The organism is Inquilinus limosus, assembly GCF_002195995.1.
Classification (GTDB): Bacteria; Pseudomonadota; Alphaproteobacteria; order DSM-16000; family Inquilinaceae; genus Inquilinus; species Inquilinus limosus_C.
In genome coordinates this window covers 1-25,134 of sequence record NZ_NHON01000072.1, presented here as the reverse complement: position 1 = coordinate 25,134, position 25,134 = coordinate 1, and the positions used below count along the sequence as shown (strand labels likewise).

The 25,134-nt window shown below is 69.7% G+C and carries 27 protein-coding genes and 1 tRNA gene; 14 read left to right on the top strand and 14 right to left on the bottom strand.

Going from position 1 to position 25,134, the window contains the following annotated elements; genetic code table 11:
* Positions 1-188: 188 nt before the first annotated feature.
* Complete coding sequence (greA, locus tag BWR60_RS27060) at positions 189-662, bottom strand: transcription elongation factor GreA (RefSeq protein ID WP_034844768.1); 474 nt, start codon at positions 660-662, stop codon at positions 189-191.
* Between the two features lie 88 nt (positions 663-750).
* Positions 751-4,002 (bottom strand): carbamoyl-phosphate synthase large subunit, encoded by a 3,252-nt coding sequence (gene carB / locus BWR60_RS27055; protein ID WP_088154849.1) that lies wholly within the window; start codon positions 4,000-4,002, stop codon positions 751-753.
* A gap of 188 nt (positions 4,003-4,190) precedes the next feature.
* On the opposite strand from carB, the gene BWR60_RS27050 reads away from it, so the two are divergent.
* The 4 genes from BWR60_RS27050 (at position 4,191) to BWR60_RS27035 (ending at position 7,471) form a co-directional block, all read left to right on the top strand.
* A complete protein-coding gene (locus BWR60_RS27050) occupies positions 4,191-5,576 on the top strand; it encodes an adenylate/guanylate cyclase domain-containing protein (protein WP_088154847.1) in 1,386 nt (461 codons plus the stop codon).
* A gap of 11 nt (positions 5,577-5,587) precedes the next feature.
* Positions 5,588-6,460: an aldo/keto reductase gene (locus BWR60_RS27045; protein ID WP_088154845.1), complete on the top strand. Its 873-nt coding sequence runs from the start codon at positions 5,588-5,590 to the stop codon at positions 6,458-6,460.
* A gap of 274 nt (positions 6,461-6,734) precedes the next feature.
* The gene (locus BWR60_RS27040; protein WP_144445779.1) at positions 6,735-7,043 is read left to right on the top strand and encodes a hypothetical protein; all 309 of its coding nucleotides are present in this window, start codon (positions 6,735-6,737) and stop codon (positions 7,041-7,043) included.
* 110 nt (positions 7,044-7,153) lie between these two features.
* A complete protein-coding gene (locus BWR60_RS27035; protein WP_088154867.1) occupies positions 7,154-7,471 on the top strand; it encodes a hypothetical protein in 318 nt (105 codons plus the stop codon).
* 59 nt (positions 7,472-7,530) lie between these two features.
* Here the strand turns inward: BWR60_RS27035 and BWR60_RS37285 are convergent, their stop codons facing one another.
* Both BWR60_RS37285 and BWR60_RS27030 read right to left on the bottom strand, forming a co-directional pair.
* Complete coding sequence (locus tag BWR60_RS37285; RefSeq protein WP_179221965.1) at positions 7,531-7,683, bottom strand: hypothetical protein; 153 nt, start codon at positions 7,681-7,683, stop codon at positions 7,531-7,533.
* A gap of 25 nt (positions 7,684-7,708) precedes the next feature.
* Complete coding sequence (locus BWR60_RS27030) at positions 7,709-8,023, bottom strand: plasmid stabilization protein (RefSeq protein ID WP_088154841.1); 315 nt, start codon at positions 8,021-8,023, stop codon at positions 7,709-7,711.
* A gap of 145 nt (positions 8,024-8,168) precedes the next feature.
* On the opposite strand from BWR60_RS27030, the gene BWR60_RS27025 reads away from it, so the two are divergent.
* A complete protein-coding gene (locus tag BWR60_RS27025; RefSeq protein WP_088154839.1) occupies positions 8,169-8,555 on the top strand; it encodes a PRC-barrel domain-containing protein in 387 nt (128 codons plus the stop codon).
* Positions 8,556-8,614: 59 nt separating this feature from the next.
* On the opposite strand, the gene BWR60_RS37280 is transcribed toward BWR60_RS27025, so the two are convergent.
* From BWR60_RS37280 to carA, 3 genes are all read right to left on the bottom strand, one after another.
* Positions 8,615-8,761, bottom strand: coding sequence for a hypothetical protein (locus BWR60_RS37280; protein ID WP_179221964.1), 147 nt, complete (start codon positions 8,759-8,761; stop codon positions 8,615-8,617).
* 62 nt (positions 8,762-8,823) lie between these two features.
* Positions 8,824-9,408, bottom strand: a complete 585-nt coding sequence (locus BWR60_RS27020; RefSeq protein WP_088154837.1) for a GNAT family N-acetyltransferase — start codon at positions 9,406-9,408, stop codon at positions 8,824-8,826.
* A complete protein-coding gene (gene carA, locus BWR60_RS27015; RefSeq protein ID WP_088154835.1) occupies positions 9,408-10,568 on the bottom strand; it encodes a glutamine-hydrolyzing carbamoyl-phosphate synthase small subunit in 1,161 nt (386 codons plus the stop codon). The genes BWR60_RS27020 and carA overlap by 1 nt, the downstream gene beginning before the upstream one ends.
* A gap of 154 nt (positions 10,569-10,722) precedes the next feature.
* On the opposite strand from carA, the gene BWR60_RS27010 reads away from it, so the two are divergent.
* The 6 genes from BWR60_RS27010 (at position 10,723) to BWR60_RS26980 (ending at position 17,995) form a co-directional block, all read left to right on the top strand.
* Positions 10,723-11,178 (top strand): GatB/YqeY domain-containing protein, encoded by a 456-nt coding sequence (locus BWR60_RS27010; protein ID WP_088154833.1) that lies wholly within the window; start codon positions 10,723-10,725, stop codon positions 11,176-11,178.
* A gap of 254 nt (positions 11,179-11,432) precedes the next feature.
* Complete coding sequence (dnaG, locus tag BWR60_RS27000) at positions 11,433-13,280, top strand: DNA primase (RefSeq protein WP_088154829.1); 1,848 nt, start codon at positions 11,433-11,435, stop codon at positions 13,278-13,280.
* A gap of 148 nt (positions 13,281-13,428) precedes the next feature.
* Positions 13,429-15,384 carry an RNA polymerase sigma factor RpoD gene (gene rpoD / locus BWR60_RS26995; protein WP_088154827.1) on the top strand — a complete coding sequence of 652 codons (1,956 nt, stop codon included), beginning with the start codon at positions 13,429-13,431 and terminating at the stop codon, positions 15,382-15,384.
* A 147-nt stretch (positions 15,385-15,531) separates the two neighbouring features.
* Positions 15,532-15,807 (top strand): DUF1778 domain-containing protein, encoded by a 276-nt coding sequence (locus BWR60_RS26990; protein ID WP_088154825.1) that lies wholly within the window; start codon positions 15,532-15,534, stop codon positions 15,805-15,807.
* The gene (locus BWR60_RS26985) at positions 15,804-16,322 is read left to right on the top strand and encodes a GNAT family N-acetyltransferase (protein WP_088154823.1); all 519 of its coding nucleotides are present in this window, start codon (positions 15,804-15,806) and stop codon (positions 16,320-16,322) included. Before BWR60_RS26990 ends, BWR60_RS26985 begins: the two co-directional genes overlap by 4 nt.
* 182 nt (positions 16,323-16,504) lie before the next feature.
* Positions 16,505-17,995 (top strand): mannitol dehydrogenase family protein, encoded by a 1,491-nt coding sequence (locus BWR60_RS26980; protein WP_088154821.1) that lies wholly within the window; start codon positions 16,505-16,507, stop codon positions 17,993-17,995.
* Positions 17,996-18,161: 166 nt separating this feature from the next.
* Here the strand turns inward: BWR60_RS26980 and BWR60_RS26975 are convergent, their stop codons facing one another.
* From BWR60_RS26975 to BWR60_RS26960, 4 genes are read right to left on the bottom strand one after another with little or no spacing between them, the layout of a single operon-like run.
* Positions 18,162-19,040, bottom strand: coding sequence for a TauD/TfdA dioxygenase family protein (locus BWR60_RS26975; protein ID WP_088154819.1), 879 nt, complete (start codon positions 19,038-19,040; stop codon positions 18,162-18,164).
* Between the two features lie 25 nt (positions 19,041-19,065).
* Positions 19,066-19,914 carry an ABC transporter permease gene (locus tag BWR60_RS26970; protein WP_088154817.1) on the bottom strand — a complete coding sequence of 283 codons (849 nt, stop codon included), beginning with the start codon at positions 19,912-19,914 and terminating at the stop codon, positions 19,066-19,068.
* Positions 19,907-20,740 (bottom strand): ABC transporter ATP-binding protein, encoded by an 834-nt coding sequence (locus tag BWR60_RS26965; RefSeq protein WP_088154815.1) that lies wholly within the window; start codon positions 20,738-20,740, stop codon positions 19,907-19,909. Before BWR60_RS26965 ends, BWR60_RS26970 begins: the two co-directional genes overlap by 8 nt.
* Before the next feature lies 1 nt (position 20,741).
* Positions 20,742-21,749, bottom strand: a complete 1,008-nt coding sequence (locus BWR60_RS26960; protein ID WP_088154813.1) for an ABC transporter substrate-binding protein — start codon at positions 21,747-21,749, stop codon at positions 20,742-20,744.
* Positions 21,750-21,909: 160 nt separating this feature from the next.
* On the opposite strand from BWR60_RS26960, the gene BWR60_RS26955 reads away from it, so the two are divergent.
* The 3 genes from BWR60_RS26955 to BWR60_RS26945 all read left to right on the top strand — a co-directional run bounded on the left by BWR60_RS26955 (position 21,910) and on the right by BWR60_RS26945 (position 23,524).
* Positions 21,910-22,800, top strand: a complete 891-nt coding sequence (locus BWR60_RS26955) for an MBL fold metallo-hydrolase (RefSeq protein WP_088154811.1) — start codon at positions 21,910-21,912, stop codon at positions 22,798-22,800.
* A gap of 242 nt (positions 22,801-23,042) precedes the next feature.
* On the top strand, positions 23,043-23,351 hold the full coding sequence (locus tag BWR60_RS26950) for a hypothetical protein (RefSeq protein WP_088154809.1): 309 nt from the start codon (positions 23,043-23,045) through the stop codon (positions 23,349-23,351).
* Positions 23,352-23,448: 97 nt separating this feature from the next.
* Positions 23,449-23,524 (top strand) — tRNA-Ile (locus BWR60_RS26945).
* Positions 23,525-23,572: 48 nt separating this feature from the next.
* Here BWR60_RS26945 and BWR60_RS26940 read toward each other — a convergent pair.
* From BWR60_RS26940 to rlmB, 3 genes are all read right to left on the bottom strand, one after another.
* Positions 23,573-23,986, bottom strand: coding sequence for a type II toxin-antitoxin system VapC family toxin (locus tag BWR60_RS26940; RefSeq protein ID WP_088154807.1), 414 nt, complete (start codon positions 23,984-23,986; stop codon positions 23,573-23,575).
* A complete protein-coding gene (locus BWR60_RS26935; RefSeq protein ID WP_088154865.1) occupies positions 23,983-24,228 on the bottom strand; it encodes a type II toxin-antitoxin system Phd/YefM family antitoxin in 246 nt (81 codons plus the stop codon). Before BWR60_RS26935 ends, BWR60_RS26940 begins: the two co-directional genes overlap by 4 nt.
* A 66-nt stretch (positions 24,229-24,294) precedes the next feature.
* A partial coding sequence (gene rlmB / locus BWR60_RS26930; RefSeq protein WP_275542403.1) for a 23S rRNA (guanosine(2251)-2'-O)-methyltransferase RlmB occupies positions 24,295-25,134 on the bottom strand: 840 nt, incomplete at its 5' end.

Sequence of the window (25,134 nt, the reverse complement as noted above, 5' to 3'; positions counted from 1 at the left end):
ATTTGCATCAGTCGGGCTGTGGATTAAGTGAATAAGTTCAAAGTATTAGACAAGGGGCGGAAAGGTCCGGACCGATGCCGGTCCGGCAGCGGGCATCCCGGCGCGGTGCTGCCGACGACCCTGCCGGAACGCAAACGGCCCCGCCGGGAGGCGGGGCCGCTGCCGAATTCGGGAGAATGTCGGGACGGTCAGACGAACTGGACCGTGACGATCTCGTAGCTCTTGGAGCCGCCGGGGGTGGTGACCTCGACCTGGTCGCCCTCGGCCTTGCCGATCAGCGAGCGCGCCAGCGGCGCGGTGATCGACAGGCGGCCTTCCTTGATGTCGGACTCGTCCTGCCCGACGATCTGGTAGGTGATCTCCTCGTCGGTGTCCTCGTCCGCCAGCGTCACGGTGGCGCCGAACTTGACAGTGTCGCCCGACAGCTTGGAGGTGTCGATGATGTCGGCCCGGCTGATCCGGTCCTCCAGCTCCATCACCCGGCCTTCGATGAAGCTCTGGCGCTCGCGCGCCGCGTGGTATTCGGCGTTCTCGGACAGGTCACCATGCTCGCGCGCCTCCGCGATCGCCTTGATCACCTCGGGCCGCGCCACGCTCTTCAGATGCTTCAACTCTTCCTGCAGCCGGTTGTACCCCGCCGCGGTCATCGGCACCTTTTCCATTGCGCTCCAGTCCCAAAAAGCCAAAAAGCGGTACACCCGGCGTCAAGGACGCCGGCCTCCAGACCTGCTCGTATCCCTGCCCCCGGTGCTACCGCGCCGAACCTAGGTAGGATTGCAGCGGGGCGACTTCAAGCGCCCCGGCCTTCAGCGCGGCGATCGCCTCCACGGTCGCGCGTGCTCCGGCCACGGTCGTCGAGTAGGGAATGTTATTGACCAGCGCGGCGCGGCGCAAGCCGAAGCTGTCGCGCACCGTCTGGGCACCGTCGGTGGTGTTGAACACCAGCTGGACCTCGCCGTTCAGGATGGCGTCGACGATATGGGGCTGGCCTTCCATCACCTTGTTGATGCGTCGGACCGTGAGTCCGCCCCCCTCCAGCGCCCTGGCGGTGCCGGTGGAGGCCAGGATCTCGAAGCCCAGCTCGGCGATGCGGCGGGCGACCGCCAGGATCGCCGGCTTGTCCCGGTCCTTGACCGAGATGAAGACGGTGCCGGACAGCGGCACCTTCTGGTTGGCGCCCAGCTGGCTCTTGGCGAAGGCACGGCCGAAGTCGCGGTCCAGGCCCATGACCTCGCCGGTCGACTTCATCTCCGGCCCCAGGATGACGTCGACGCCGGGGAAGCGGTTGAACGGGAACACCGCCTCCTTCACCGCCGTGTAGGGCGGGGTCGGGCCGGCCAGCGGGAAGTCGGCCAGCCTCTCGCCGGCCATCACCCGGGCCGCGATCTTGGCGATCGGCGTGCCGGTCGCCTTGGCCACGAAGGGCACGGTGCGGCTGGCGCGCGGATTGACCTCGATGACGTAGACCTCGTTGTCCTTGACCGCGAACTGGGTGTTCATCAGGCCGATGACGCCGAGGCCGTCGGCCAGCATCCGGGTCTGGCGCTCGATCTCGTGCACCACGAAGGCCGGCAGGGAATAGGGCGGCAGGGCGCAGGCGCTGTCGCCGGAATGGATCCCGGCCTCCTCGATATGCTCCATGATGCCGGCGACATAGACCTGCTCGCGGTCGCGCACCGCGTCGACATCGACCTCGATCGCGTCCTGCAGGTAGCGGTCGATCAGCACCGGGTTGCGGCCGGAGACCTTCACCGCGGTGGTGATGTAGCGGCGGAAGCCCTGCAGGTCGTGCACGATCTCCATGCCCCGGCCGCCCAGCACGTAGGACGGGCGCATGAGGCAGGGGAAGCCGACCTCCTGCACGATCGCCTCGGCCTCTTCGACCGAATGGGCGATGCCGCTCTTCGGCTGGCGCAGGCCGAGCTTGTCCAGGAGGTCGCGGAAGCGCTCGCGGTCCTCGGCCAGGTCGATCGCGTCCTTCGGCGTGCCCAGGATCGGGATGCCGGCCTCCTCCAGGTCATGCGCCAGCTTCAGCGGGGTCTGGCCGCCGAACTGCACGATCACGCCCTTGACCGTGCCGCGCTCCTGCTCGACCCGGATCAGCTCGATCACGTCCTCTGCGGTCAGCGGCTCGAAATACAGCCGGTCCGAGGTGTCGTAGTCGGTCGACACCGTCTCCGGGTTGCAGTTGACCATGATGGTCTCGTAGCCGGCCTCCTTCAGCGCGTAGGCGGCGTGGACGCAACAATAGTCGAACTCGATGCCCTGGCCGATCCGGTTCGGGCCGCCGCCGAGGATGACGATCTTCTCGCGGTCGGTCGGGTCGGATTCGCACTCGCCCTCGTCGAAGCCGGCCTCGTGGGTCGAGTACATGTAGGGCGTGGCCGAGGCGAACTCGCCGGCGCAGGTGTCGATCCGCTTGTAGACCGGGGTCACGCCAAGCTCGCGTCGGGCCGCGGCGGCCTCGGCCTCGGACACGCCGGCCAGCCTGGCGAGGCGGGCGTCGGAGAAGCCGAGGCGCTTCAGCCGGGCGAAGGTTTGCGCGTCCTCGGGCAGGCCGTAGCGCCGCACCTCCTCCTCCGCCGCGACGATCCGCTCGATCTCGCGCAGGAACCAGGGGTCGAACTTGCAGGCGGCGCGGATCTCCTCGACCCCGAGGCCGAGGCGCATCGCCTGGGCGATCACCAGCAGCCGGTCATGGGTCGGGCGGGCCAGGGCGGCGCGGATCACCTGCGCGTCCGGGGCGTCCATGGCGACGCCGGGGATCTCGATCTCGTCCAGGCCGGACAAGCCGGTCTCCATCGATCGCAGCGCCTTCTGCAGCGCCTCGGGGAAGCTGCGGCCGATCGACATCGCCWCGCCGACCGACTTCATGCTGGTGGTCAGGGTCGGCTCGGCGCCCGGGAACTTCTCGAAGGTGAAGCGCGGCATCTTGACGACGACATAGTCGATCGTCGGCTCGAAGCTGGCCGGGGTCACCTTGGTGATGTCGTTGGCCAGCTCGTCGAGGGTGTAGCCGACCGCCAGCTTGGCCGCGACCTTGGCGATCGGGAAGCCGGTCGCCTTGGAGGCGAGGGCGGAGGAGCGGCTGACCCGCGGGTTCATCTCGATCACGACCATGCGGCCGGTCTCGGGGTCGACCGCGAACTGGACGTTCGACCCGCCGGTGTCGACGCCGATCGCGCGCAGCACCGCGATCGAGGCGTCCCGCATCCGCTGGTATTCCTTGTCGGTCAGCGTCAGGGCCGGGGCCACGGTGACGCTGTCGCCGGTGTGGATGCCCATCGGATCGACGTTCTCGATCGAGCAGATGATGATGCAGTTGTCCGCCCGGTCGCGGACCACCTCCATCTCGTATTCCTTCCAGCCGAGGACGGATTCCTCGATCAGCACCTCGCGGGTCGGGCTGGCGGCGAGGCCGGAGCGGACGATCTCCTCGAACTCGACCCGGTTGTAGGCGATGCCGCCGCCGGTGCCGCCGAGGGTGAAGGACGGGCGGATGATCGCTGGCAGGCCGACAGCCGGCAGCGCGTCTATCGCCTCGGACAGGCTGTGCACCACCGCGCTCTTCGGCGATTCCAGGCCGATCTCGTCCATGGTCTCGCGGAACTTGGCGCGGTCCTCGGCCTTCTCGATGCTCTCGCGCTTGGCCCCGATCAGCTCGATCCCCAGCCGCGCCAGCGTGCCGTTCTCGGCCAGCGCCATGGCGGTGTTCAGCGCCGTCTGCCCGCCCATGGTCGGCAACAGCGCGTCCGGCTTCTCCTGCTCCAGGATCCGGGCCACGATCTCCGGCGTGATCGGCTCGATATAGGTCGCGTCCGCCAGCTCCGGATCGGTCATGATCGTCGCCGGGTTGGAGTTGACCAGGATGACGCGGTAGCCCTCCTGCTTCAGCGCCTTGCAGGCCTGGGCGCCGGAATAGTCGAACTCGCAGGCCTGGCCGATGACGATCGGGCCGGCGCCGATGATGCAGATCGAGCGGATGTCGGTGCGCTTGGGCATGGGGGCGGCCTGCTGGGTACAAGGGGGCACGCTCCCGAAGGAGCGCGCTCTTATAAGGAAGGAACGCGCGCGGGGAAAGCCCCGGGGCGGCCGCATGGCGCAGGGCAGGGCCGACCTGTCGTCATCCGGACCCTGGCGGAACCCGCCCCGAGGCCCCATTTCCTGCGCATCATCGGGTGGAGGGCGACATGGCGAAACCGGCGCAGGCGACGCCCCTTGGCGTCCGGGGTGCCATGGAGCGGGAGGAGCGGGACGGCCTGTCCTACGTCTTCTATGGCCGTGTCCTGGTGCTGGCGCTGCTGGCCGTCTATGTCGCCATCTGGATCCCCGTCGAGCGGTCGGTGGCCTATATCGGCGTAATGGCCGTCTTCCTCGTGCTCGGCCTGATCCCCTATCTGCTGCAGCGACGCGGCAGCATCGGCGTCTGGGGTGTCGGCGCCTTCCTGGTGCTGGACGCGGCGGTGCTGACCTTCGTGATGGTGGCGCCGAACCCGCTGTTCGGGTCCGAGCTGCCGGTCCAGTTCACCCAGCGCATCCCGAACTTCCTGTTCCTGCTGCTGTTCCTCTGCGGCGTGGCGCTGAGCTATTCGCCCAAGCTGGTGCTGCTGGTCGGCGGGGCGCTGACCGTGTCCTGGTCGCTCGGCTTCGCCTGGCTGGCGACGCGGCCGGACAGCATCGTCACCAGCGCCAACGACGTGGTCGACGGCCCGAGCCCCGACGCCGTGCGCATCGCCATGTCGCTCGACCCGCACGCCGTCAGCAGCACGTTGTGGATGATCCAGACCGTCGTCCTGGTGCTGATGACGCTGGTGCTGGCGCTCGCCGTGTGGCGATCGCGCAAGCTGGTCGGCCGGGCGGCGCGGATGGAGGCGGCCAAGGCGGCGCTGTCGCGCTACTTCTCGCCCAACCTGGTCGGCCGACTGGCCGCTTCGGCCGCGCCTCTCGGCGAGATCCAGCGCCAGCCGGCGGTGATTCTGTTCGTCGACATCGTCGGATTCTCCGGCCAGGCCGAGGGGCTGGCGCCGGAGCGGGTGGTGGCGCTGCTGCGCAGCTTCCACCGTCGCATGGCGCAGCAGGTCTTCGCCCATGAGGGCACGATCGACAAGTATATCGGCGACTGCGTCATGGCGACCTTCGGCACGCCCCAGCCCGGCCCGCGCGACGCCAGCAATGCACTCGGCTGCGCCCGGGCGATGTGCCATGAGGTCGAGCGCTGGAACGCCAAGCGCCAGGCGCGCGGCGCCGGGCCGATCGAGGTCGGCATCGGCCTGCATTACGGGCTGGTGGTGATGGGCAATATCGGCGACGAGCGCCGCCTGGAATTCGGCGTCGTCGGCGACACCGTCAACGTCGCCAGCCGGCTGGAGCGGCTGAGCCGGCGCCTCGACACGCGGGTGGTGGCCAGCGACGCCGCGGTCGTGCAGGCCGGGCGCGAGGGCTGCCGGGCCGAGGTGCTGGGCGCCTTCGGCCCGGCGGGCCAGACGGAGATCCGCGGCCGGCAGGAGACGCTGGCGATCTGGACCCTGGTCGCGGCCGCCGCGATGCCGCAGGATCGCGTGGCGATCGCGGAATAGGGGAGATCAGCATGGGCAGCACCGAGGGCCTGCGCCGCCGGCCGGCGGACGAGACCACCGTGGTTCTGCCGTCCGGCGCCGCCATGCCGGTCCTGGGGCAGGGCACCTGGGGCATGGGCGAGGACCGGCGCCGGGCGAAGGACGAGGCGGCGGCGTTGGCCGCCGGGCTCGATCTCGGCCTGACCCTGATCGACACCGCCGAGATGTATGGCGAGGGCGGCGCCGAGGAGGTGACGGGTCAGGCCATCCGCGGCCGCCGCGACGGCGTGTTCTTGGTCAGCAAGGTCTATCCGCACAATGCCGGCTTCGCCGCCGCCATCGCCGCCTGCGAGCGCAGCCTGCGCCGCCTCGGCACCGACCGGATCGACCTCTACCTGCTGCACTGGCAGGGCCGGACGCCCTATGCCGAGACCATCGAGGCGTTCGAGCGGCTGCGCGAGGACGGCAAGGTGGTCGACTGGGGCGTCAGCAACTTCGACCTCGACGACGTGGAGGCCTGGACCGGCGAGGCGGGGGGCGGGCGCACCGCGACCGACCAGGTCTGCTACAGCCTGTCGGCCCGCGGCATCGAATGGGACCTGCTGCCCTGGTGCCAGGAGCGGGGCCTGCCGGTGATGGCCTATTCGCCGCTGGGCCAGGGCCGGCTGCTGGGCAACGCCGTCCTTGGCGGCATCGCCCGCCGGCACGGCGCGGCGCCGGCCACCGTGGCACTGGCCTGGCTGCTGACCCGGCAGGGCGTCGTCGCCATCCCGAAATCCAGCCGGGTCGAGCGGCTGCGCGACCACCGCCGGGCGCTGGACCTCGTGCTCGACGAGGCCGACCTGGCGGCGCTGGACCAGGCCTTCCCGCCGCCGCGCCGCAAAGCGCCGCTCGCCATCCTCTGACCGCCAGCCTGCTGGCAGTCGTTTTTCTTACTGAAAATTGAGAATTCATGAAGATCTGCAATCTGCGATGAATTCAAATGTGTCCTCTTTGTGATTTCTTCGTGTCCTAAAAGAAATTTGGCGGCGTTCCGGCTTGGTTCGTGGCCGTATGCTTGCGGTCGTAACCGTTCAGGACGACGGAATCTTCAGGATAGGGCGTGAAATGGGGGAGCCGGCTGTTTCCCAGGAGACTTCGCCGGTTGATGGAAGAGGGATCACCCCTATGTTGTCTGGAATGAAGCGTCTTGTCCTGGCTGCTTCGGCGGCCCTGCTTCTCGCCGGCGCGTCCGGCGCCGCTGTCGCCCAGGATCGGGCGCCCGCCCCCGTGGCCGCCCCGGCCGTGTGGAACGGCCAGGCCGACGCGAACCTCGCCACCAAGGTGGATTGGCGCCGCGACCATTGGCGCCGGGACTGGCGTCGCGATCATTGGCGCAACGACCACCGCGACTGGCGCCGGGATCATTGGCGCAACGATCGCTGGCGCTCCCAGCACCATGACTGGCGCTGGCGCAACGACCGCCGCCCCTACCGCACCTGGCGCTGACGGTCATGCGGCGATCCGAGGACGATGAAGGCCGGCCCTCGGGGCGGGCCTTCCCCCCTCAGGACATATCGCCGGTCAATGGAAGAGGGATCAGCCCCATGCTGTCTGGCATGAAGCGTCTTTTCGTGGCCGCTTCGGCGGCTCTGCTCCTCGCCGGCGCCTCCGGCGCCGCTGTCGCCCAGGACCGGGCGCCTGCGCCCGTCGCCGCCCCGGCCGTGTGGAACGGCCAGGCCGACGCCAATCTCACCACCAAGGTGGATTGGCGCCGCGACCGCTGGCGCCATGACCGCCGGGATTGGCGTCGCGACCACTGGCGGCGTGACCATTGGCGCGGCGACTGGCGCCGGGACCACTGGCGTCGGGATTGGCGGCGTGACCACTGGCGTCATGAGCGCTGGCGGCATCGCAATTACTGGCGCTGGTACTGACCCCGGCGTCGTCCGGGAATGATCGAGGCCGGCCCCGCGGGGCCGGCCTTTTTCTTGGATCACATCCGGACCGGGTCCGGCAGGGGTGGTTCGGCCGGGCCGTCCGGCGGCACCTCCGGCGGCGGCTGGCCCGGCTGGCCCGGCGGCGTGTCCGGCCGCGGGTTGGGCATGGGCGGCCGGGTTGGGTCAGGCGGCGGCTTCGGGTCGCTCATCGTTGGCTCTCCATCGAAGCGGTGCTCATGAATGGGTGTGGTGCTCGTGGCGCTTGCGGGTCGCCGCGGCCTTCTTCGCCGAAGCGCTGCGGTCGGCGGCCGACCGGGATGCCGAGGCCTCCCCGCCGATCCGGCCGCCCTTGCGCGACGACGCGTGGCTCTCCGCTTTGCCGCGGCCGGAGCCGCTCTTCTTGCCGCCGCCGCTCTCCTTGTTGACGGTGGCCCAGGCCCGGCGCTCGGCCTCCTCTTCGGACACGCCTCGGGCCTCGTAGCCCTCCTCGATATGCTCTGCCTTGCGTTTCTGCTTGTCGGTGTAGCTCGACTTGTCGCCGCGCGGCATGGCTGCCTCCATTCCGGTTGTCGGCCCGCCCGGCGCGTCCGGGCGCCCTCACTGAAGCAATCGCCGGTTCGGCGGAGCGGTTCCGGGGAACCGCCCGACGGCCGGGACCATTTCCTGAGGGAGACCACCATTTCGGAGGCGCGACATGCAGACCGAGACAGCCCGTGATCTCAGCAGCCGCGAGACCCACCGGCTGATCGCCAGCGACAAGGTCGAGAGAACCCCGATCCGGCGACCGAACGGCGACCGGATCGGCACCATCCAGCGGGTGATGATCGACAAGCGCACCGGCCGGGTCGGCTATGCGGTCATGACCTTCGGCGGCTTCCTTGGCATCGGCGAGGACTATTACGCCCTGTCGTGGTCGATGCTGACCTACAACGAGGCGCTCGACGCCTATGAGCTGGATGTCTCCGAAGACCAGCTGCGCGGCGCCCCGGCGCATGACCGTGGCGAGCGCTTCGACTGGGATGACCGGCAATGGGCGCAGCAGGTGCACGACTACTATCGCGTGCCGCCCTACTGGATGTGAGAGCTGAGCTCAGGCTGGGAGACTTGGGGCGGCCTTCGGGCCGCCTCTTTTTTGCCCGGTCAGAAGATCCACCAGAGCAGCACGGCGCCGAGGATGACGACCGCGAGCCCCATGGACAGGTGCAGCACCCAGCGCATATGGCCGCTGGTCTCGCCCTGGCGGGCTTCGGTCTTGCTGAGGGTCGGCGGTGGTCGGTCGTCCGGCATGTCGCCTCCTGGCTGCGATGGCCTCTGCAAGGCAACGGCGGCGGGGAAGGGCGGGTTCCGGGCTACGCCATCGGCGGGGGCGATGGATCGGGGTTGGTCAGCGCCGTCAGCACGTGGTCGCGCCAGGCGCCGCCGATGAAGAGGTAATCCTTGGCATAGCCTTCGCGGATGAAGCCCAGCCGCTGCAGCAGCGCGGCGCTGCGGGCGTTCTCCGGCAGGTGGTTGGCCATCAGCCGGTGCAGGCTCAGGGGGCCGAAGGCATAGCGGATCGCCATCTCCAGCGCCTCGCGCATCAGCCCTCCGCCCTGCTGCGCGGCGCCGAGGTGATAGCCCAGCGTCGCCGCCTGGAAGGCGCCGCGCGACAGCATATTCAGGTTCAGCTGGCCGACGATGCCGTCCCCGGGCCGGTCGATCAGCCGCAGCACCAGCCGCACGGCGCGGTCGTCCAGGAACAGGTCGACCGCCTCGGCGCTCCAGCGCCGCCAATGCGGCTCGGTGCGCCAGGCGGCGCTGCGCGGCGGCATCCACGGGCCGAGATGGTCCCATTCCCGGTCGTGGAAGGCGGCGAGGTCCACGCCATCCGCCGGTCCCGCCAGGGTCAGGAACACCCTGGGGCCCAGCAGGCGCGGCGGAGCGCGGTGCGGCATCAGCGCTTCTGCGCGTCGATCAGGTCGACGAAGCGCTGGAACAGGTAGTGGCTGTCCTGCGGGCCCGGGCTGGCCTCGGGGTGGTACTGCACCGAGAACACCGGCCGGTCCTTCAGCCGCAGCCCCTCGTTCGAGCCGTCGAACAGGCTGACATGGGTGACCTCGACCGTGTCCGGCAGGCTCTCCGCCAGCACCTGGAAGCCGTGGTTCTGGCTGGTGATCTCGACCTTGCCGGTGGTCAGGTCCTTGACCGGATGGTTGGCGCCGCGGTGGCCCCGGGCCATCTTGCCGGTCTGCCCGCCCAGCGCCAGGGCCAGCATCTGGTGGCCGAGGCAGATGCCGAAGATCGGCAGCCCGGTGTCCAGCAGCGCCTTGATCGTCGGCACGGCATAGGTGCCGGTCGCCGCGGGATCGCCCGGGCCGTTGGCCAGGAACACCCCGTCCGGGTTGTGGCTCAGCACATCCTCGGCGGTCGCCGTCGCCGGCATCACGGTGACGTCGCAGCCGGTCGAGGCCAGGCAGCGCAGGATGTTGCGCTTGGCGCCGAAATCGATCGCCACGACCTTGCGCTTCGGGTTCTCCAGCGCGCCGTAGCCGCTGCCGTGCTCCCAGCGCGTCTGGTCCCAGTGGTAGGTCTGGGTGCAGGACACGTCCTTCGCCAGGTCCATGCCCTCCAGCCCCGGCCAGGCCTGGGCCTCGGCCAGCGCCGCGCCGATGTCGAATACACCGTCGGGGGCGTGGATCACCACCCCGGTCGGGGCGCCGGCGTCGCGGATGCGGCGGGTCAGGGCGCGGGTGTCGACCCCGGCGATGCCGACCAGGCCGAAGGATTGCAGCCAGTCGTCGAAATCGCGCGCGGCGCGCCAGTTCGACGGCTCGGTGATGTCGTCGCGCAGCACCAGGCCGCGCGCCGCCGTGGTCCCGGTCTCGACATCCTCGGGGTTGGCGCCGACATTGCCGATATGCGGGAAGGTGAAGGTGACGATCTGCCCGGCATAGGACGGATCTGTCATGATCTCCTGATAGCCGGTCATCGAGGTGTTGAAGCAGACCTCGCCGATCGCCTTGCCGGTGGCGCCGATGCCTCGACCCCAAAGCACCGTGCCGTCGGCGAGCACGAGCGCCGCAGTGGCGCCGGGAGGCGGAGCGGTGTGGGTCATGGCAACCTCGGAATGAATTTCCAGGCATAAAGCACGGCCGGCGGCGAGATTCCAGCCCCTCTTGCCCGCGCTGGCGGAATGGCCGCCCCCTTCTCTTGCCTAGGCCGGCCGAATGGTCGACAGTCCCGCCGCTTCTGTCAGGAGGATTTCGACCATGCTGCGCCCCCAGTTCACCGACACGCTCAAGGAGGCGATGAAGGCCAAGGACGAGCGCACGCTCTCGACCGTGCGGATGATCATCGCCGCGCTCAAGACCAAGGACATCGACGCCCGCGCCAAGGGCAACATGGACGGCATCCCGGACGAGGAGATCCTGTCGATGCTGCAGACCATGGTGAAGCAGCGGCGCGAGAGCATCGCCCTGTACCAGCAGGGCAACCGCCAGGACCTGGTCGACAAGGAGCAGGCCGAGATCGCGGTGATCGAGCGCTGGCTGCCGCAGGCGATGGACGAGGCCGAGACCGCGGCCGCCATCGGCACGGTCATCAAGGACCTCGGCGCCGCCGGCATGAAGGACATGGGCAAGGTGATGGCCGAGCTGAAGACCCGCTATGCCGGCCGGATGGACTTCTCCAAGGTCTCAGCCGTGGTGAAGGCGCAGCTGGGCTGAGGCGGGTGGTCCGGCGTCTCTTCCAGGATGATCCCGAGCTCGCCGCCAAGCGCGCGGCGATCCGGGAGGGGATTGCCTCTGCCGACGCGGGGCGGCTGGTTCCCCACGAAGAGGTTCGCCGCTGGCTGCTCTCCTGGGGGACTGGCAAGCGGCTGCCCAAGCCGGAGTGCAAGCAGGCCGGATCTCGATAACCGCTGACCTGCAGGGCGGGAATCGCGTTACGCTGGAGCGCCCTCGCCCGATAGAACCCTTGCATGTCCCTCCCTCCCGGCTTCCTCGAAGAGCTGCGCACCCGCCTCCAGGTGTCCGACGTGGTCGGCAAGCGGGTGCCGTTGCAGCGCAGCACCAAGGGCGAGTTCAAGGCCTGCTGCCCGTTCCACAAGGAGAAGACGCCCAGCTTCACGGTCAACGACCAGAAGGGCTTCTTCTACTGCTTCGGCTGCGGCGCGACCGGCGACGTCATCAGCTTCGTCATGCAGCACGACCGCCTGTCCTTCATGGAGGCGATCGAGACCCTGGCCTCCCAGGCCGGGCTGGAGGTGCCGAAGGCCGCGCCGGAGGACCGGGCGAAGTTCGAGCGGCAGAAGACGCTGTATGACGTGGTCGAATCCGCCTGCGCTTTCTTCGAGGCCGAGCTGCGTGGCCCCGGCGGCCGGGCGGCGCGCGACTACCTGAAGGGCCGCGGCCTGGATGGCGAGACGGTGTCGCGCTTCCGCCTGGGCTTCGCCCCCGGCGAGGCCGGCAAGCTGATCAAGCATCTGCGCAGCCAGGGCTTCCAGGACGCGATGATCGAGGAGGTCGGGCTGGCCCGCCGGCCGGATGACGGGCGCGACCTCTACTCCTTCTTCCGCAACCGGGTGATGTTCCCGGTCGCCGACAAGCGCGGCCGCACCGTCGCCTTCGGCGGCCGGATCATGGAGGGCGACGGGCCGAAATACATCAACAGCCCGGACAACCCGCTGTTCCACAAGGGCAATCTCCTCTACGGCATGTCCCGTGCCCGGCAGGCGGCGTCGCAGGGCCAGACCGTGATCGTCGCCGAAGGCTACATGGACGTGATCGCCCTGGTCCGGGCCGGCTTCGAGGCGGCGGTGGCGCCGCTGGGCACGGCCCTGACCGAGGAGCAGATCGCCGAGCTGTGGAAGATGGCGCCGGTGCCGGTGCTGTGCTTCGACGGCGACGAGGCTGGGCGCCGGGCCGCCTGGCGGGCGATGGACCGCATCACGCCGCAGCTGAAGCCGGACCATTCCGCCCGCATCGCCTTCCTGCCGCAGGGCGAGGATCCGGACAGCCTGATCCGCGGCTCCGGCGGCGGCGCGGCGATGCAGGCGGTGCTGGAGGGCGCGCTGCCGCTGGTCCGGGTGCTGTACGACCGCCAGACCACGATGCACCGGCTGGAGACGCCGGAGGGCCGGGCCGGGCTGCGCGCCGGGGTCGAGGCCCAGGCCCGCCGGATCGCCGACCCGGCGGTGCAGGGGCAGTATCTGGCCGAGCTGCGGGCGCGGTTCGAGGAGGCGTTTCCTTGGCGGCCGAAGCGACAGGGCGGCGGGGAGTGGCGGCCGGGCGGCAAGCCGCCGCAGCCGGCCGGACCCAAGCCGCAGTCGATCCGCGACGAGCAGGATGATCGCCTACCATTCTGCGTGCTGCTGTGCCTTCTGGCCGCGCATCCCGGGCTGGGCGAGGAGGTGGGCGAGGGTTTCGCCATGCTCGAGATTCCCGATTCGGGGCTCGAGTCGGTGCGCCAGTCGCTGCTGGCGCGACTCGGTGATTCGCATGGCCGCGACTTGGGGCACGACTCGGACGGACTTGATTCGCAGCCGACGGCGCCCTACCTGACTGTTCCCGAAGCCGATGGATTGCCGCCGGCCTTGGTCGACCGCATTCGCAGGAAATGGCCCTTCACCCGGCCGGAGGCCCCTCTGGAGGAGGCGCGCGCCGGCTGGGCCATGGTCATGGGGCATCTTGAGCTCCGCGCGCTTCGGCGCGAATTCGCGGATGCCGCGCGCGACCTGGCGCGGCAGGGCACGGAGGCCGCGCTGGAACGCTGGCGCGGGCTGCGGCAGGAGATCGAGCGGCGGCAGGCGGTGCCGGGTGGGTTCTGACCCGGCCGGCCGGGATCGAATCGAGACCGCGGCGCGGTCGGGGCAGGTATGATTCGAGTCGTGCCCCTTCCTTGCGCGCGGAAGCTTAGGTATGAGAGCCAACTTCGGGTCACTCCCGACGGCGGCGGGTGAAGGGGCACGGGTGCAGATGGCGACCAAGACAGCGGCAGCGGCGGAATCGGCCGAGACGCGCGAGGACAGCGCGGACGGCGCCTCGATGGACATCACCGTCCAGGCGGTGAAGAAGCTGATCGCCAAGGGCAAGGAGCGCGGCTACGTCACCATCGACGAGCTGAACGCCGCCCTGCCGCCGGACCTGACCTCGTCCGAGCAGATCGAGGACGTGACCTCGAACCTGTCCGAGATGGGCATCAACGTCGTCGAGAACGAGGAGTCCGACGACACCGCGGCCGCCGGCGGCGATGCCGATGGCGAGGGCCGCAACGCCGGCAACCTCGACGACGACGATGTCGGCCGCACTGACGACCCGGTGCGCATGTATCTGCGCGAGATGGGCTCGGTCGAGCTGCTGTCGCGCGAGGGCGAGATCGCCATCGCCAAGCGCATCGAGGCCGGCCGGGAGATGATGATCGGCGGCATCTGCGAGAGCCCGCTGACCATACGCGCGATGATCGAGTGGCATTCCGCCCTGAAGGACGGGAAGATGCTGCTGCGCGACATCATCGACCTCGACGCCACCTACGGCGCCAGCCCGGAGGGCGAGGCCCTGGCCATGAGCGAGGGCGAGGCGGAAGCCGAGGAAGAGCCCGAGGCCGAGGCGGAGGGTGAAGGCGGCGAGGCCGCGGCTGGTGGCAGCTCCGGCGACGAGGACGACGGCGGCATCTCCCTCTCCGCCATGGAGGAGGCGCTGAAGCCCCAGGTGCTCGAGACCTTCGAGGCGATCGAGCAGACCTACCAGAAGATGCACAAGCTGCAGGAGCAGCGCCTGACCCATATCCAGAAGGGCGAGGCGATCTCCAAGCAGGCCGATGCCAAGTACGACAAGCTGAAGGAGGACATGGTCCGCCTGATGGAGGGCGTGCACCTCAACAATGTCCGGATCGAGCAGCTGGTCGAGCAGCTTTACGGCCAGAACCGCAAGCTCATGGGCCTGGAAGGCCAGCTCATGCGCCTGGTGGTCGAGGGCGGGGTCAGCCGCGAATCCTTCCTGCAGAACTATTTCGGCCATGAGCTCGACCCGAACTGGATCGAGCGGGTGCGCGGCCTCGACAAGAAGTGGGCCAAGTTCGCCGAGAAGAACGGCACCTCGGCCCAGCGGGTGCGCGGCCAGATCAGCCAGATCTCGGACGAGGTCGGCCTGCCGATCCAGGAGTACCGACGCATCGTCTCGACCGTGCAGAAGGGCGAGAAGGAGGCCGGGCGCGCCAAGAAGGAGATGGTCGAGGCCAATCTCCGCCTCGTGATCTCGATCGCCAAGAAGTACACCAACCGCGGGCTGCAGTTCCTGGACCTGATCCAGGAGGGCAACATCGGCCTGATGAAGGCGGTCGACAAGTTCGAGTACCGCCGCGGCTACAAGTTCTCGACCTACGCCACCTGGTGGATCCGGCAGGCGATCACCCGCTCGATCGCCGACCAGGCGCGGACCATCCGCATCCCGGTGCACATGATCGAGACGATCAACAAGCTGGTCCGCACCAGCCGGCAGATGCTGCACGAGATCGGCCGCGAGCCGACCCCGGAAGAGTTGGCCGAGCGCCTGCTGATGCCGCTGGAGAAGGTGCGCAAGGTCCTCAAGATCGCCAAGGAGCCGATCAGCCTCGAGACGCCGATCGGCGACGAGGAGGACAGCCATCTCGGCGACTTCATCGAGGACAAGAACGCGGTCCAGCCGCTCGACGCCGCGATCCAGGCCAATCTGCGCGAGACCACCACGCGCGTCCTGGCCTCGCTGACCCCGCGCGAGGAGCGGGTGCTGCGCATGCGCTTCGGCATCGGCATGAACACCGACCACACGCTGGAGGAGGTCGGCCAGCAGTTCTCGGTGACGCGCGAGCGTATCCGCCAGATCGAGGCGAAGGCGCTGCGCAAGCTGAAGCACCCGAGCCGCAGCCGCAAGCTGCGCAGCTTCCTGGACACCTGAGCGGACCCTCGGGTTCCGGCTTTGAACGGGCAGCCTTTCGGGCTGCCCGTTTTGTTTCTGGGCCCTGCTGTCGTCACCGCACTCCAGCCCTGCGTGTTGTCCGTATGATGTCCGTATGATATGAGGTGGAGGGAAGGAGCCTTCTCAATGTCCTTGCCGGAAGCCAAGTCAGAGCGGATCGAAGTTCGGGCGACCCCAGCCATGAAGGCGTTGTTGCAGAGCGCTGCGGCCTCGTCGCACAAGAACGTCACGGAATTTCTGCTGGAGGCCGGCCTTGCTGCCGCCGAAATGACGCTGGCCGATCGGCGCGTCTTCCAGCTCGACGATGAGCGCTGGGCCGCCTTTCAGGCAGCGCTGGATCGCCCTGTGACAGCCAAACCGCGCCTCAAGAAGCTGCTCGACGGGAAGAGCGTGCTCGAGTGAGTGCGAGGCGGTACGGTCCCCTCGAGAAGCTCGACGCCACTCACGAGCTTGACGGCTTTGATTGCGGACAGGAGCCGCTCAACCGTTTCCTGATCCGCTTCGCCCTTACCAACCAGAAAGCTGACAGCGCCCAGACCTATTGCGTCTGCCGGAGTGGGGAAAGGCGCGTCGTCGGCTTTTATAGCCTGACCGTGGGAGCGGTGGATCGAGCCCAGGCGCCCTCCCGCACGGCCAAGGGACTACCACGGCATCCGGTGCCCGTGATGCTGCTGGCCAGACTGGCCGTCGACATATCGGAGCAGGGCCACGGCCTCGGCAAGGCCTTGCTCAAGGACGCGCTGCTGCGCACGGCTCAGGCGGCGGACATCGCGGGCATTCGGGCCTTCCTCGTCCATGCCAAGGACGAGGGTGCGCGCGCCTTCTACGAACGTTTCGATTTCGAGCCGTCGCCGGTCGATCCTTTTCTATTGTTCCTGTTGATGAAGGACGTGCGGGCGGCTCTCCAAGAGGGATGATGGTCGGAGGCACACCTGCCGGATGTTGCCGCCCCTGAAACTGCCATACTAGGATTGCAGCCGGATTGAGAGGTTGTCCCCGGCGTCGATCGGCGCTACCGCAGGGACGACCAGACCAGGGAGAGGGCGCCGTCGATGCTGCTTCGCGAATATCCGCCGTCCGGCCACCGGGGGCGCCGCGTATGACCTCCTCCCCACGGCGGCTCGGCACGGCCGCCCTGGCCGGGCTGCCGGCCTCGGTGGCGCGGCCCGGCTATGACCGGTCGGCGGTCGCCACCGGCATCGTCCATCTCGGCATCGGCGCCTTCCACCGCGCCCATCAGGCGGTCTGCACCGACGATGTGCTGGCCACGGGCGACCGGCGCTGGGGCATCCTCGGCGCCAGCCTGCGCAGCCCGGACACGCGCGACGCGCTGGTGCCGCAGGACGGGCTCTACACCCTCTCGGTCCGTGACAGCGACGGCGAGGCGCTGCGGGTGATCGGCGCGGTGCAGGACGTGCTGGTGGCGCCGGAGAGCCCCTCGGCGCTGCTCGACGCGCTGTGCCGGCCCTCGGTCGCCATCGTCAGCCTGACCGTGACCGAGAAGGGCTATTGCCACGACCCGGCCACCGGCCGGCTGGACGAGAGCCACCCCGACATCGTCCACGACCTGGCGCATCCCGGGGCGCCGCGCTCGGCCATCGGCATCCTGGCCCGGGCGATCGCCCGCCGGCGGGCCGAGGGGCTGGCGCCGTTCACCCCGCTGTGCTGCGACAACCTGCCGGCCAATGGCCGCACCCTGCACCGCATCCTGTCGCGCTTCGCCGCGCTGGTCTCGCCCGACCTCGGGGCCTATGTCGAGGGCGAGATCGCCTGCCCCGAGACCATGGTCGACCGCATCGTGCCGGCCACCACCGACGAGGACCGCGGCCGGATTGCCGCAGCACTCGGGGTCGAGGATGCCTGGCCGATCGTCACCGAGCCGTTCCTGCAATGGGTGATCGAGGACCGCTTCCTGTCCGGCCGCCCGGCCTGGGAGGCGGCGGGGGCGACGCTGGTGTCCGAGGTCGCGCCCTATGAGACGATGAAGCTGCGGCTGCTCAACGGCAGCCACTCTTCGCTGGCCTATCTCGGCTACCTCTCCGGCTGCGAGACGGTGGCGGCGGCGATGGCGGAGCCGGGGATCGCCGCCTTCGTCGAGGCGCTGATGGACGATTCGACGCCGACCCTGACCCTGCCGCCCGGCGCCGATGTCGCCGGCTACCGGCGCTCGCTGATCGACCGCTTCCGCAACACGGCGCTGAAGCACCGCACCTGGCAGATCGCCATGGACGGGACGCAGAAGCTGCCGCAGCGGCTGCTCGGCACCGTGCGCGACCGGCTGGCGCGCGGCCTGCCGGTCGACCGCCACGCCCTCGGTGTCGCCGCCTGGATGCGCTATGTCAGCGGCACCGACGAGGCCGGCAAGCCGATCGACGTGCGCGATCCGCTGGCCGCCGACCTCGCCGTCCTTGCCCGCGAGGCCGGGCCGGTGGCGGACCGGCTGGCGCCGGCGCTGCTCGGGGTCCGTGCCGTGTTCGGCGACGACCTGCCCGGCCATCCGCGGTTCCGGGCGGCGGTGACGAGCGCGCTGGACGCGTTGTACCGCCAGGGCTCGAAGGCGACGGCAGCGGAGTATGCGCGGCTGAGCTGAGAGCCGGCCAACCCGTAACCTCTCCCGCGTGGCGGGAGAGGTCGGACGCCCGAAGGACGGCCGGGTGAGGGCTGGTCCCGGGCCTCGACAAACTCCCCTCACCCGGAGCCGCTTCGCGTCTCCGACCTCTCCCGCAAACGGGAGAGGCAGCAACCTTGGCCGTTTCCTACGCTGCCGCCCGGTCCTGCGGGCCGATCGGCCGGTCGCCCTTGACCGTGGTGCGGTAGAGGGTGCGGGCCAGGTGCGGCGGGCAGCCGGTGGCCAGGTGGATGGTGGCGCGGTTGTCCCAGAACACCAGGTCATGCGCCTGCCAGCGGTGCCGATACTGGAACTGCGGCTGGATCATGTGCTCGAACAGCCGGCGCAGCAGCGCGTCGCTCTGCGGCCGCTCCAGCTCATTGATGTGGGTGGTGAAGCCCTCATTGACGAACAGCGCCTTGCGGCCGGTCGCCGGGTGGATCCGTACCACCGGATGGGTCACCGGCGGCACCGTCTTGGCCTGGTCGGCGGTCAGGCCCGGCCGCAGCGAGCTCTTGGCCTGCTGCGCCACGTTGCGGGCGCTGTAGTCATGCACCGCCGTCAGGCCCTCGATCTGCGCCTTGGTGGCGTCGTCCAGCGCGTCATAGGCCGCGGCCATGCTGACGAACAGCGTGTCGCCCTCGACCGGCGGCAGCGTCTGTGCGTGCAGCAGCGACCCGAGGCTCGGCTCCGCCTTGTAGGACAGGTCGGAGTGCCAATAGCGCCCGGCATCGGCCAGGCCCAGCGGCTTGCCATCCTCCCGCGTCTCGTTCGAGACGATCAGGATCTCCTGATGCCCGGCCAGGTGGAAATGGTGCTGCACATGGATCTCCAGCTCGCCGAAGCGGCGGCTGAAGTCGATATGCTGCTGCGGCGTGAAGCGCTGGTCGCGGAACACGACCAGGGAGTTTGCCTCGAACAGCGACTTGATGCGGGCGAAGCTGGCCTCGTCCGGCGGGGTGGCGAGGTCGAGCCCGGAGATCTCGACGCCCAGCAGCTCGGACAAGGGACGGGTGGTGAAGGACATGGCGGCGTTTCCGTTTCCGTCGGTCTCAAGGGTTCTGCGTGCCCCAGCGCTCGACGGTGAGCCGGGACAGCGTTCGGAACAAGAGGCTTTCGACCAGCAGGCCGATCAGGATGATCGCCAGCAGGCCGGCGAAGACGTTGGCCGTCTCCAGCTGGTTGCGGTTGACGTAGATGAACCAGCCCAGCCCGCCGGAGCGGGAGGAGACGCCGAACACCAGCTCGGCGGCGATCAGCGTGCGCCAGGCGAAGGCCCAGCCGATCTTCAGCCCGGCCAGGATCGCCGGAAAGGCGGCGGGCACCAGGATCCGCGCGACATAGGCAGCGCCGCCGAGGCCGAGATTCTGCCCGACCATGGACAGGGGGCGCGGCACGGCGCGGAAGCCGGCATGGGCGGCCAGGGCCAGCGGCCACAGCACCGAATGGACGATGACGAACAGCAGGCTGGGCGTGCCCAGCCCGAACCACAGCAGCGCGATCGGCAGCAGGGCGATGGCCGGCAGCGGGTTGAACATCGCGGTCAGGGTCGACAGCAGCTCGGCGCCCAGCCGGCTGGCGGTGGCGAGGCCGGCCAGGATCGCCGCCGCGACCACGCCGATGGCGTAGCCCGCCACCAGCACCTGCAGCGAGGCCAGGGTGCGCAGCGGCAGCTCGCCGCTGGCCACGCCCTCGCCGAAAGCGCCGAGCGTTGTCAGGAAGCCGGGCAGCAGCAGCGGGCTGCCGACGATGCGCGCCGCGACCTCCCAGATCGCCGCCAGCGCCGCCAGGATCAGCAAGCGGCGCCAGGCGCCGGTGCCGATCCAGCGCCGCACCGGCGTCTCGGCCGCCGCCGGCCGCAGCGGCGACCCGGCCTGCAGCAGGCCCTGATAGTCAACCATCGACGGCCTCCGTCTCGGTGCCGCCGCGGATCTGGTCGGCGATCAGCCCGCCGATCCGGGCCTCCAGCGCGGCGAAGGCCGGGTCGCCCCGGTCCGGGCCGCGGCCGCCCGGCAGGTCGATTACGGCGCGGATCCGGCCGGGATGCGCGGTCATCACCACGATCCGGCTGCCGACCACGATCGCCTCGTCGATCGCATGGGTGACGAAGATGGTGGTGACGCCGGTCTCCTGGCACAGCGCCAGCAGCTCCTCCTGCATCCGGCGCCTTGTCATGGCGTCCAGCGCGGCGAAGGGCTCGTCCATCAGCAGCACCTCGGGCCGCAGTGCCAAGGCGCGGGCGATGGCGACGCGCTGCTTCATGCCGCCCGACAGGGTGTTCGGGTACTGGTCGGCCACCCGGGCCAGGCCGACGCGCAGCAGCATGTCGTCGGCCGTCGCCGCGGCCTCGGCACGGCGGGTGCCCTTCGCCCAGGACAGGGCGGCGACCAGGTTGCGCCGCACCGTCAGCCAGGGCAGCAGCTGCTCGAAATCCTGCAGCACCATCATCCGGTCGGGCCCGGGGCGCGACACCGGCCGGCCGTCCAGCAGCACCCGGCCGGAGGCCGGCGGCAGGAAGCCGCCGATGCTCTTCAGCAGGCTCGACTTGCCGCAGCCGGAGGGGCCCAGCAGCACCAGCCGCTCGCCGCGGCGGATGTCCAGGCTGACATCCTCGACCGCCGTCACCGTCCGTCCGTCGACGGCATAGGACAGGGTGACGCCCTCGACCCGCAGGGCGGGCGCGTGGGGTGCAGCGTCGGGGGCCAAGGCGAGGGCAGGGACCGCCATCTCAGCTGCCCTGGCGGTCGTGCAGTGGCGGAAAGAACAGATCGCGCCAGTCCGTGGTGGTGGTCGCGATCTGGCCGATGCGGTGCTGGAAGTCGACGAATTTCAGGATGTTCTCGGGCGCCACGGTGTAGCGCGTGTCGGGGGCGGTGATCAGCGCCTCGACGAAGGCCTCCGGCAGATTCGAGGATTCGGCGGCGATGTACAGCTTCGCCGCCTCGGCCGGATGGGCCTGGATGAACTGGTCGGCACGGTCCAGCGCGGTGACGATCGCCGCCACCGTCTTCGGGTTGTCGGCATAGAAGGCGCCGGTGGCGTAGACCACATTGAAGGTGTGCGGCCCGCCCAGCACGTCGAAGCTGCTCAGCACCCGGTGGATCTTCGAATCTTGCAGCTGCTGGTTCTGGAAGGGCGGGGCGCCGAAATTGGCGGTGACCTCGGTGCTGCCGGACAGGAGGGCCGTGGTCGCGTCGGGATGCGACATGCTGACGGTCAGCTCGTCCAGCTTCGTCGCCTGGTCCTCGCCGAAGGCCTGGGCGGCCGCCATCTGCAGCAGCACCGCCTGGAACCCGACCTTCACCGCCGGCAGGGCGATCCGGTCCTTGTCGGTGAAGTCGGCCAGCGTCTTCACCTGCGGGTTGGTGGTGGTCAGGTAGATCGGCATCGACCCCAGTGAGGCGATGCCCTTCACATCGATCGAGCCGCGCGTCTTGGCCCACAGCGTGATCGCCGGCGGCGCTCCGGCGGCGGCCACGTCCAGGCTGCCTGACAGAAGCGCCTCGTTCATCGCGGCGCCGCCGCTGACCTGGATCCAGTCGATCTCCGGCGCCGGCAGCCCGGCCTCGGTCACCGCCGCCTCGATCAGCTTCTGCTGTTTGGCCACGATCATCGGCAGGTAGGAGATGCCGAATTGCTGCGCGATCCGCAGCGTGTCGGTCTCGGCCTGCGCCGCGGGGGCGGCCAAGGCGAGCAGCGTCGCGGCGGCGACGAGGACGGGAAGGCGGGCGCGCATGGCGATTGTCTCTGGCTGGCGGCGATAGGACAAAGATTCGGAGGGAAGCGAGAAATATCAATCCAATTAGTTTGTGTTATATACAATATAGCAAAACTGTATCGTAATTTATCCTGCATCAGGCTCGGCTATCGTCGGCGGCAGCCTCGGGAGGAAATGCATGAAGGTCACCCTGCTCGGCACCGGCTGCCCGTCGGTGCACACCGCCCGCTACGGCGCGGCGACGCTGGTCGAGGCCGGCGGCGCGAAGCTGCTGGTCGATTGCGGCTCCGGCGTCACCCAGCGGCTGGTGGCGGCCGGGGTGCCGGGGCGCGACCTCGATGCGGTGCTGCTGACCCATCTGCATTCCGACCACGTCATCGACCTGTACCAGTTGGTCGTGTCCGCCTGGCACCAGGGCCGGCCGCAGCCGCAGCGTGTCTTCGGCCCGCCCGGCACCCGCGCCTTCGTCGACGGCACCATGGCGCTGTGGGCGGAGGAGCGGGCGCTGCGCATCGCGCATGAGCGCCGCCCCTCCACCGCGGCGCTCGAGGTCGAGGTGACCGAGATCGCGCCGGGCGAGGCGCTGCGCTTCGGCGAGGCGGCGGTGACGGTGGTGCCGGTCGACCACCAGCCGGTGCGGCACGCCTGCGGCTTCGTCTTCACCGCCGGCGGCCGTCGCGCGGCGCTCAGCGGCGACACCCGCTTCTGCCCGGCGCTGATCGAGGCGGCGCGCGGTGCCGACCTGCTGGTGCATGAGGTGTTCGTGCATCACGCCATGCCGGTGGTGCCGGGCGTGCGCACGGCCGAGACGGTGGCGGCGGTGGCCGCCTACCACACCCTGTCGGCCGAGGTCGGCAAGGTCGCTGCGGCCGCCGGCGTCGGGGCGTTGGCGCTGACCCATTTCGTGCCGCCACAGGTCGACCGCGCCGCGCTGCTGGCCGAGATCCGGGCCGACTATGCCGGCCCGGTCCTGGTCGGGGAGGATCTGATGGCCATCGATCTCGCCGCCGGCAGCGTCTCCTGGGGCGGGGCGGTGATCGGTCTTGGCGGACTCTCCGTCCGGTTCTGAACCGATCCCATCCGGACTCGTAACGAGGGTGTAAATTCGACAATAGAATCGCCAAAAGCGCCTGCCGACGACATGTCGGCTTCTTCGGCCGCATGGCAACGGTCTGCGTCCGTTCCCAAATATCTCTTGAGGCCGAACGGGTCGGGGCGCATGATTATTTGTGCGGTGCCGATGATTCGGCGAATCGGTTGCTTCATGCGCCGCACCGCCCGACGGCGCTCCATCGATCGGAAGGAGATCCGATGGACATCGTGACGTTGATCATCCAGCTCGTGGCAGGTGCGGTCGGCGGCAATGTGGCCGGCGCCGCGATCAAGCAGTACAACCTCGGCACCCTGTGGAACTCGGTCGCCGGCATCGTCGGCGGGGGCATCGGCGGCCAGATCCTGTCGGCGCTCGTCCCCAGCCTCGGGGCGGCGGCGGCCAGCGGCTCCCTCGACATCGGCTCGATCATCGGACAGGTGGTCGGGGGCGGGGTCGGCGGCGGCATCCTGATGGTCATCGTCGGCATCATCAAGCAGATGATGGCCGGCGGGCAGAAGGCCCAGTAGCCGGGCCGACAGCACGGATTGCGGCGTCCGGTGGCCCACGCCGGGCGTCGCAACCCGCTTTCCCGTACCGGCGCCGCTTGCTAGAAGGGCGCCGGACGGGCCTGTAGTTCAGCGGTTAGAACCCGCCGCTCATAACGGTGTTGTCGCAGGTTCGAATCCTGCCGGGCCCACCACGCTTCGCCCTTCGGCCACGCGTGGCGCAGTTGAGGGCTTTTCCCCTCCTAGTTCCGTGCATCGATGACCGCCACATGGCCGGCCGCGCCATAGGCGAGGAGCGTGCCATCGGCTGTGAGCAGCGGCAGGCCCAGATGCCGGGCCGTGGCGACGATCATGCGATCGGCCGGGTCGGCATGCATGTCGCCCGGCAACCGGACGCTGTCGACGGCGATGGCCGGCAGCAACGGGGCCAGCCTGACGCCGGGCAGGGCGAGGGCGGCATCGATCCAGGCTCCGACCTCGCGCCCCAGCGCCAGGCGCCCCTTCTGCGCCAGCATGGCGATCTCCCAGGGCGTGATGGCGGCGACGGTCAAGCTGTCGGCCTGAGCCGCCGTCTCGACCGCGCCTCGGGCCGCAAGGCCAAGGCGCCGGTCACCCTCGACAGCCCAGATCAGCACATGGGTATCGGCGACGATCACGCCTCGGCGCTCCAGTCCGACGGATCCGTCGCCGGACCGAAGGGATCGTCGTAGCGCAGGACAGTGCCGCGCAAGGCGCCGATGATGCCGGGCCGATCCGTCTCGGCCGGGGCCGGTGACAACACGGCCACCGGCCGGCCGCGCTTGGTGATCGTCACCGGCTGATGATCTGTCGCGACCTGGTCGATGACGCGCAGGCAGGACGCCTTGAACTCGGCCGCACCGATCGTCTTCGCATCCATGATGGCCATCTCCAATTCCCAGTTGGCCATATCATATGGTCACATGGATGGCGGTCGGCAAGGAACTTATCCCCGCGCCGCCTCGTACAGCGCGATGGCGGCGGCGTTGGAGACGTTCAGGCTGCCGACCGGCCCCTGCGTCGGCAGCCGGGCCAGGGCGTCGCAGGTCTCGCGCGTCAGGTGGCGCAGCCCGTCGCCCTCGGCGCCCAGCACCAGCGCCACCCGGTCGCCCTGCATCGCCTCGGCCAGGGTCGTCTCGCCCTCCTCGGCCAGGCCGATCCGGCGGAACCCCAGCTCGCCGAGTGATTCGAGGGCGCGGGCCAGGTTCTTCACCCGGGTCAGGGCGACATGCTCGACCGCGCCGGACGCCGCCTTGGCCATCACTCCGGTGACCTCGGGCGTGTTGCGGTCGGTGACGATCACCGCCAGCGCGCCGAAGGCGGCGGCGGAGCGCAGGATGGCGCCGATGTTGTGCGGGTCGGTCACCTGGTCCAGCACCACCACCACGCTGCGCTGCCCGGCGTCTGCGCGCAGCTCCGCCTCGCGGCCGAGATCGTCGATGTCCGGCGCCTCCAGCGGCTTGATCTCCAGCGCGATGCCCTGGTGCACGGCGCCCTTCAGGAACCGGTCCATCAGGGCGCGGTCGACGATCTCCGGCGCCGGGCGGTCGATGCCCGCCTCGGCTGCCTGCGCCAGGGCGTCGGACAGATTCGCCAGCCCGGCCTCGGTGCACTGCACCCGGGTGATCACCCGCTCCGGATTCAGGATCGCGGCGACGGCGGCATGGACGCCGTAGAGATACCGGTCGGGCTCGCGCGCCGGCGGCCGGCCGTCCGGCGCCCGGCCACCGGGGCCGCGCTGATCCGGGCGCTGGCCCTGGTGGGGATTGGGCCGCGGGGCGTGGGG

Coding starts and splice junctions, on each gene's coding strand:
- BWR60_RS26965 (WP_088154815.1), bottom strand. CDS start 20,740: ATGGCGGTCCCTGCCCTCGCCTTGGCCCCCGACGCTGCACCCCACGCG.
- BWR60_RS26960 (WP_088154813.1), bottom strand. CDS start 21,749: ATGCGCGCCCGCCTTCCCGTCCTCGTCGCCGCCGCGACGCTGCTCGCC.
- BWR60_RS27020 (WP_088154837.1), bottom strand. CDS start 9,408: ATGCCGCACCGCGCTCCGCCGCGCCTGCTGGGCCCCAGGGTGTTCCTG.
- BWR60_RS26975 (WP_088154819.1), bottom strand. CDS start 19,040: ATGTCCTTCACCACCCGTCCCTTGTCCGAGCTGCTGGGCGTCGAGATC.
- BWR60_RS27050 (WP_088154847.1), top strand. CDS start 4,191: ATGGCGAAACCGGCGCAGGCGACGCCCCTTGGCGTCCGGGGTGCCATG.
- carA (WP_088154835.1), bottom strand. CDS start 10,568: ATGACCCACACCGCTCCGCCTCCCGGCGCCACTGCGGCGCTCGTGCTC.
- BWR60_RS26980 (WP_088154821.1), top strand. CDS start 16,505: ATGACCTCCTCCCCACGGCGGCTCGGCACGGCCGCCCTGGCCGGGCTG.
- rpoD (WP_088154827.1), top strand. CDS start 13,429: ATGGCGACCAAGACAGCGGCAGCGGCGGAATCGGCCGAGACGCGCGAG.
- BWR60_RS27045 (WP_088154845.1), top strand. CDS start 5,588: ATGGGCAGCACCGAGGGCCTGCGCCGCCGGCCGGCGGACGAGACCACC.
- BWR60_RS26970 (WP_088154817.1), bottom strand. CDS start 19,914: ATGGTTGACTATCAGGGCCTGCTGCAGGCCGGGTCGCCGCTGCGGCCG.
- BWR60_RS37280 (WP_179221964.1), bottom strand. CDS start 8,761: ATGCCGGACGACCGACCACCGCCGACCCTCAGCAAGACCGAAGCCCGC.
- BWR60_RS27035 (WP_088154867.1), top strand. CDS start 7,154: ATGAAGCGTCTTTTCGTGGCCGCTTCGGCGGCTCTGCTCCTCGCCGGC.
- BWR60_RS27040 (WP_144445779.1), top strand. CDS start 6,735: ATGAAGCGTCTTGTCCTGGCTGCTTCGGCGGCCCTGCTTCTCGCCGGC.
- BWR60_RS27010 (WP_088154833.1), top strand. CDS start 10,723: ATGCTGCGCCCCCAGTTCACCGACACGCTCAAGGAGGCGATGAAGGCC.
- greA (WP_034844768.1), bottom strand. CDS start 662: ATGGAAAAGGTGCCGATGACCGCGGCGGGGTACAACCGGCTGCAGGAA.
- dnaG (WP_088154829.1), top strand. CDS start 11,433: ATGTCCCTCCCTCCCGGCTTCCTCGAAGAGCTGCGCACCCGCCTCCAG.
- BWR60_RS26990 (WP_088154825.1), top strand. CDS start 15,532: ATGTCCTTGCCGGAAGCCAAGTCAGAGCGGATCGAAGTTCGGGCGACC.
- BWR60_RS27025 (WP_088154839.1), top strand. CDS start 8,169: ATGCAGACCGAGACAGCCCGTGATCTCAGCAGCCGCGAGACCCACCGG.
- BWR60_RS37285 (WP_179221965.1), bottom strand. CDS start 7,683: ATGAGCGACCCGAAGCCGCCGCCTGACCCAACCCGGCCGCCCATGCCC.
- BWR60_RS26935 (WP_088154865.1), bottom strand. CDS start 24,228: ATGGATGCGAAGACGATCGGTGCGGCCGAGTTCAAGGCGTCCTGCCTG.
- BWR60_RS27030 (WP_088154841.1), bottom strand. CDS start 8,023: ATGCCGCGCGGCGACAAGTCGAGCTACACCGACAAGCAGAAACGCAAG.
- BWR60_RS26950 (WP_088154809.1), top strand. CDS start 23,043: ATGGACATCGTGACGTTGATCATCCAGCTCGTGGCAGGTGCGGTCGGC.
- BWR60_RS26955 (WP_088154811.1), top strand. CDS start 21,910: ATGAAGGTCACCCTGCTCGGCACCGGCTGCCCGTCGGTGCACACCGCC.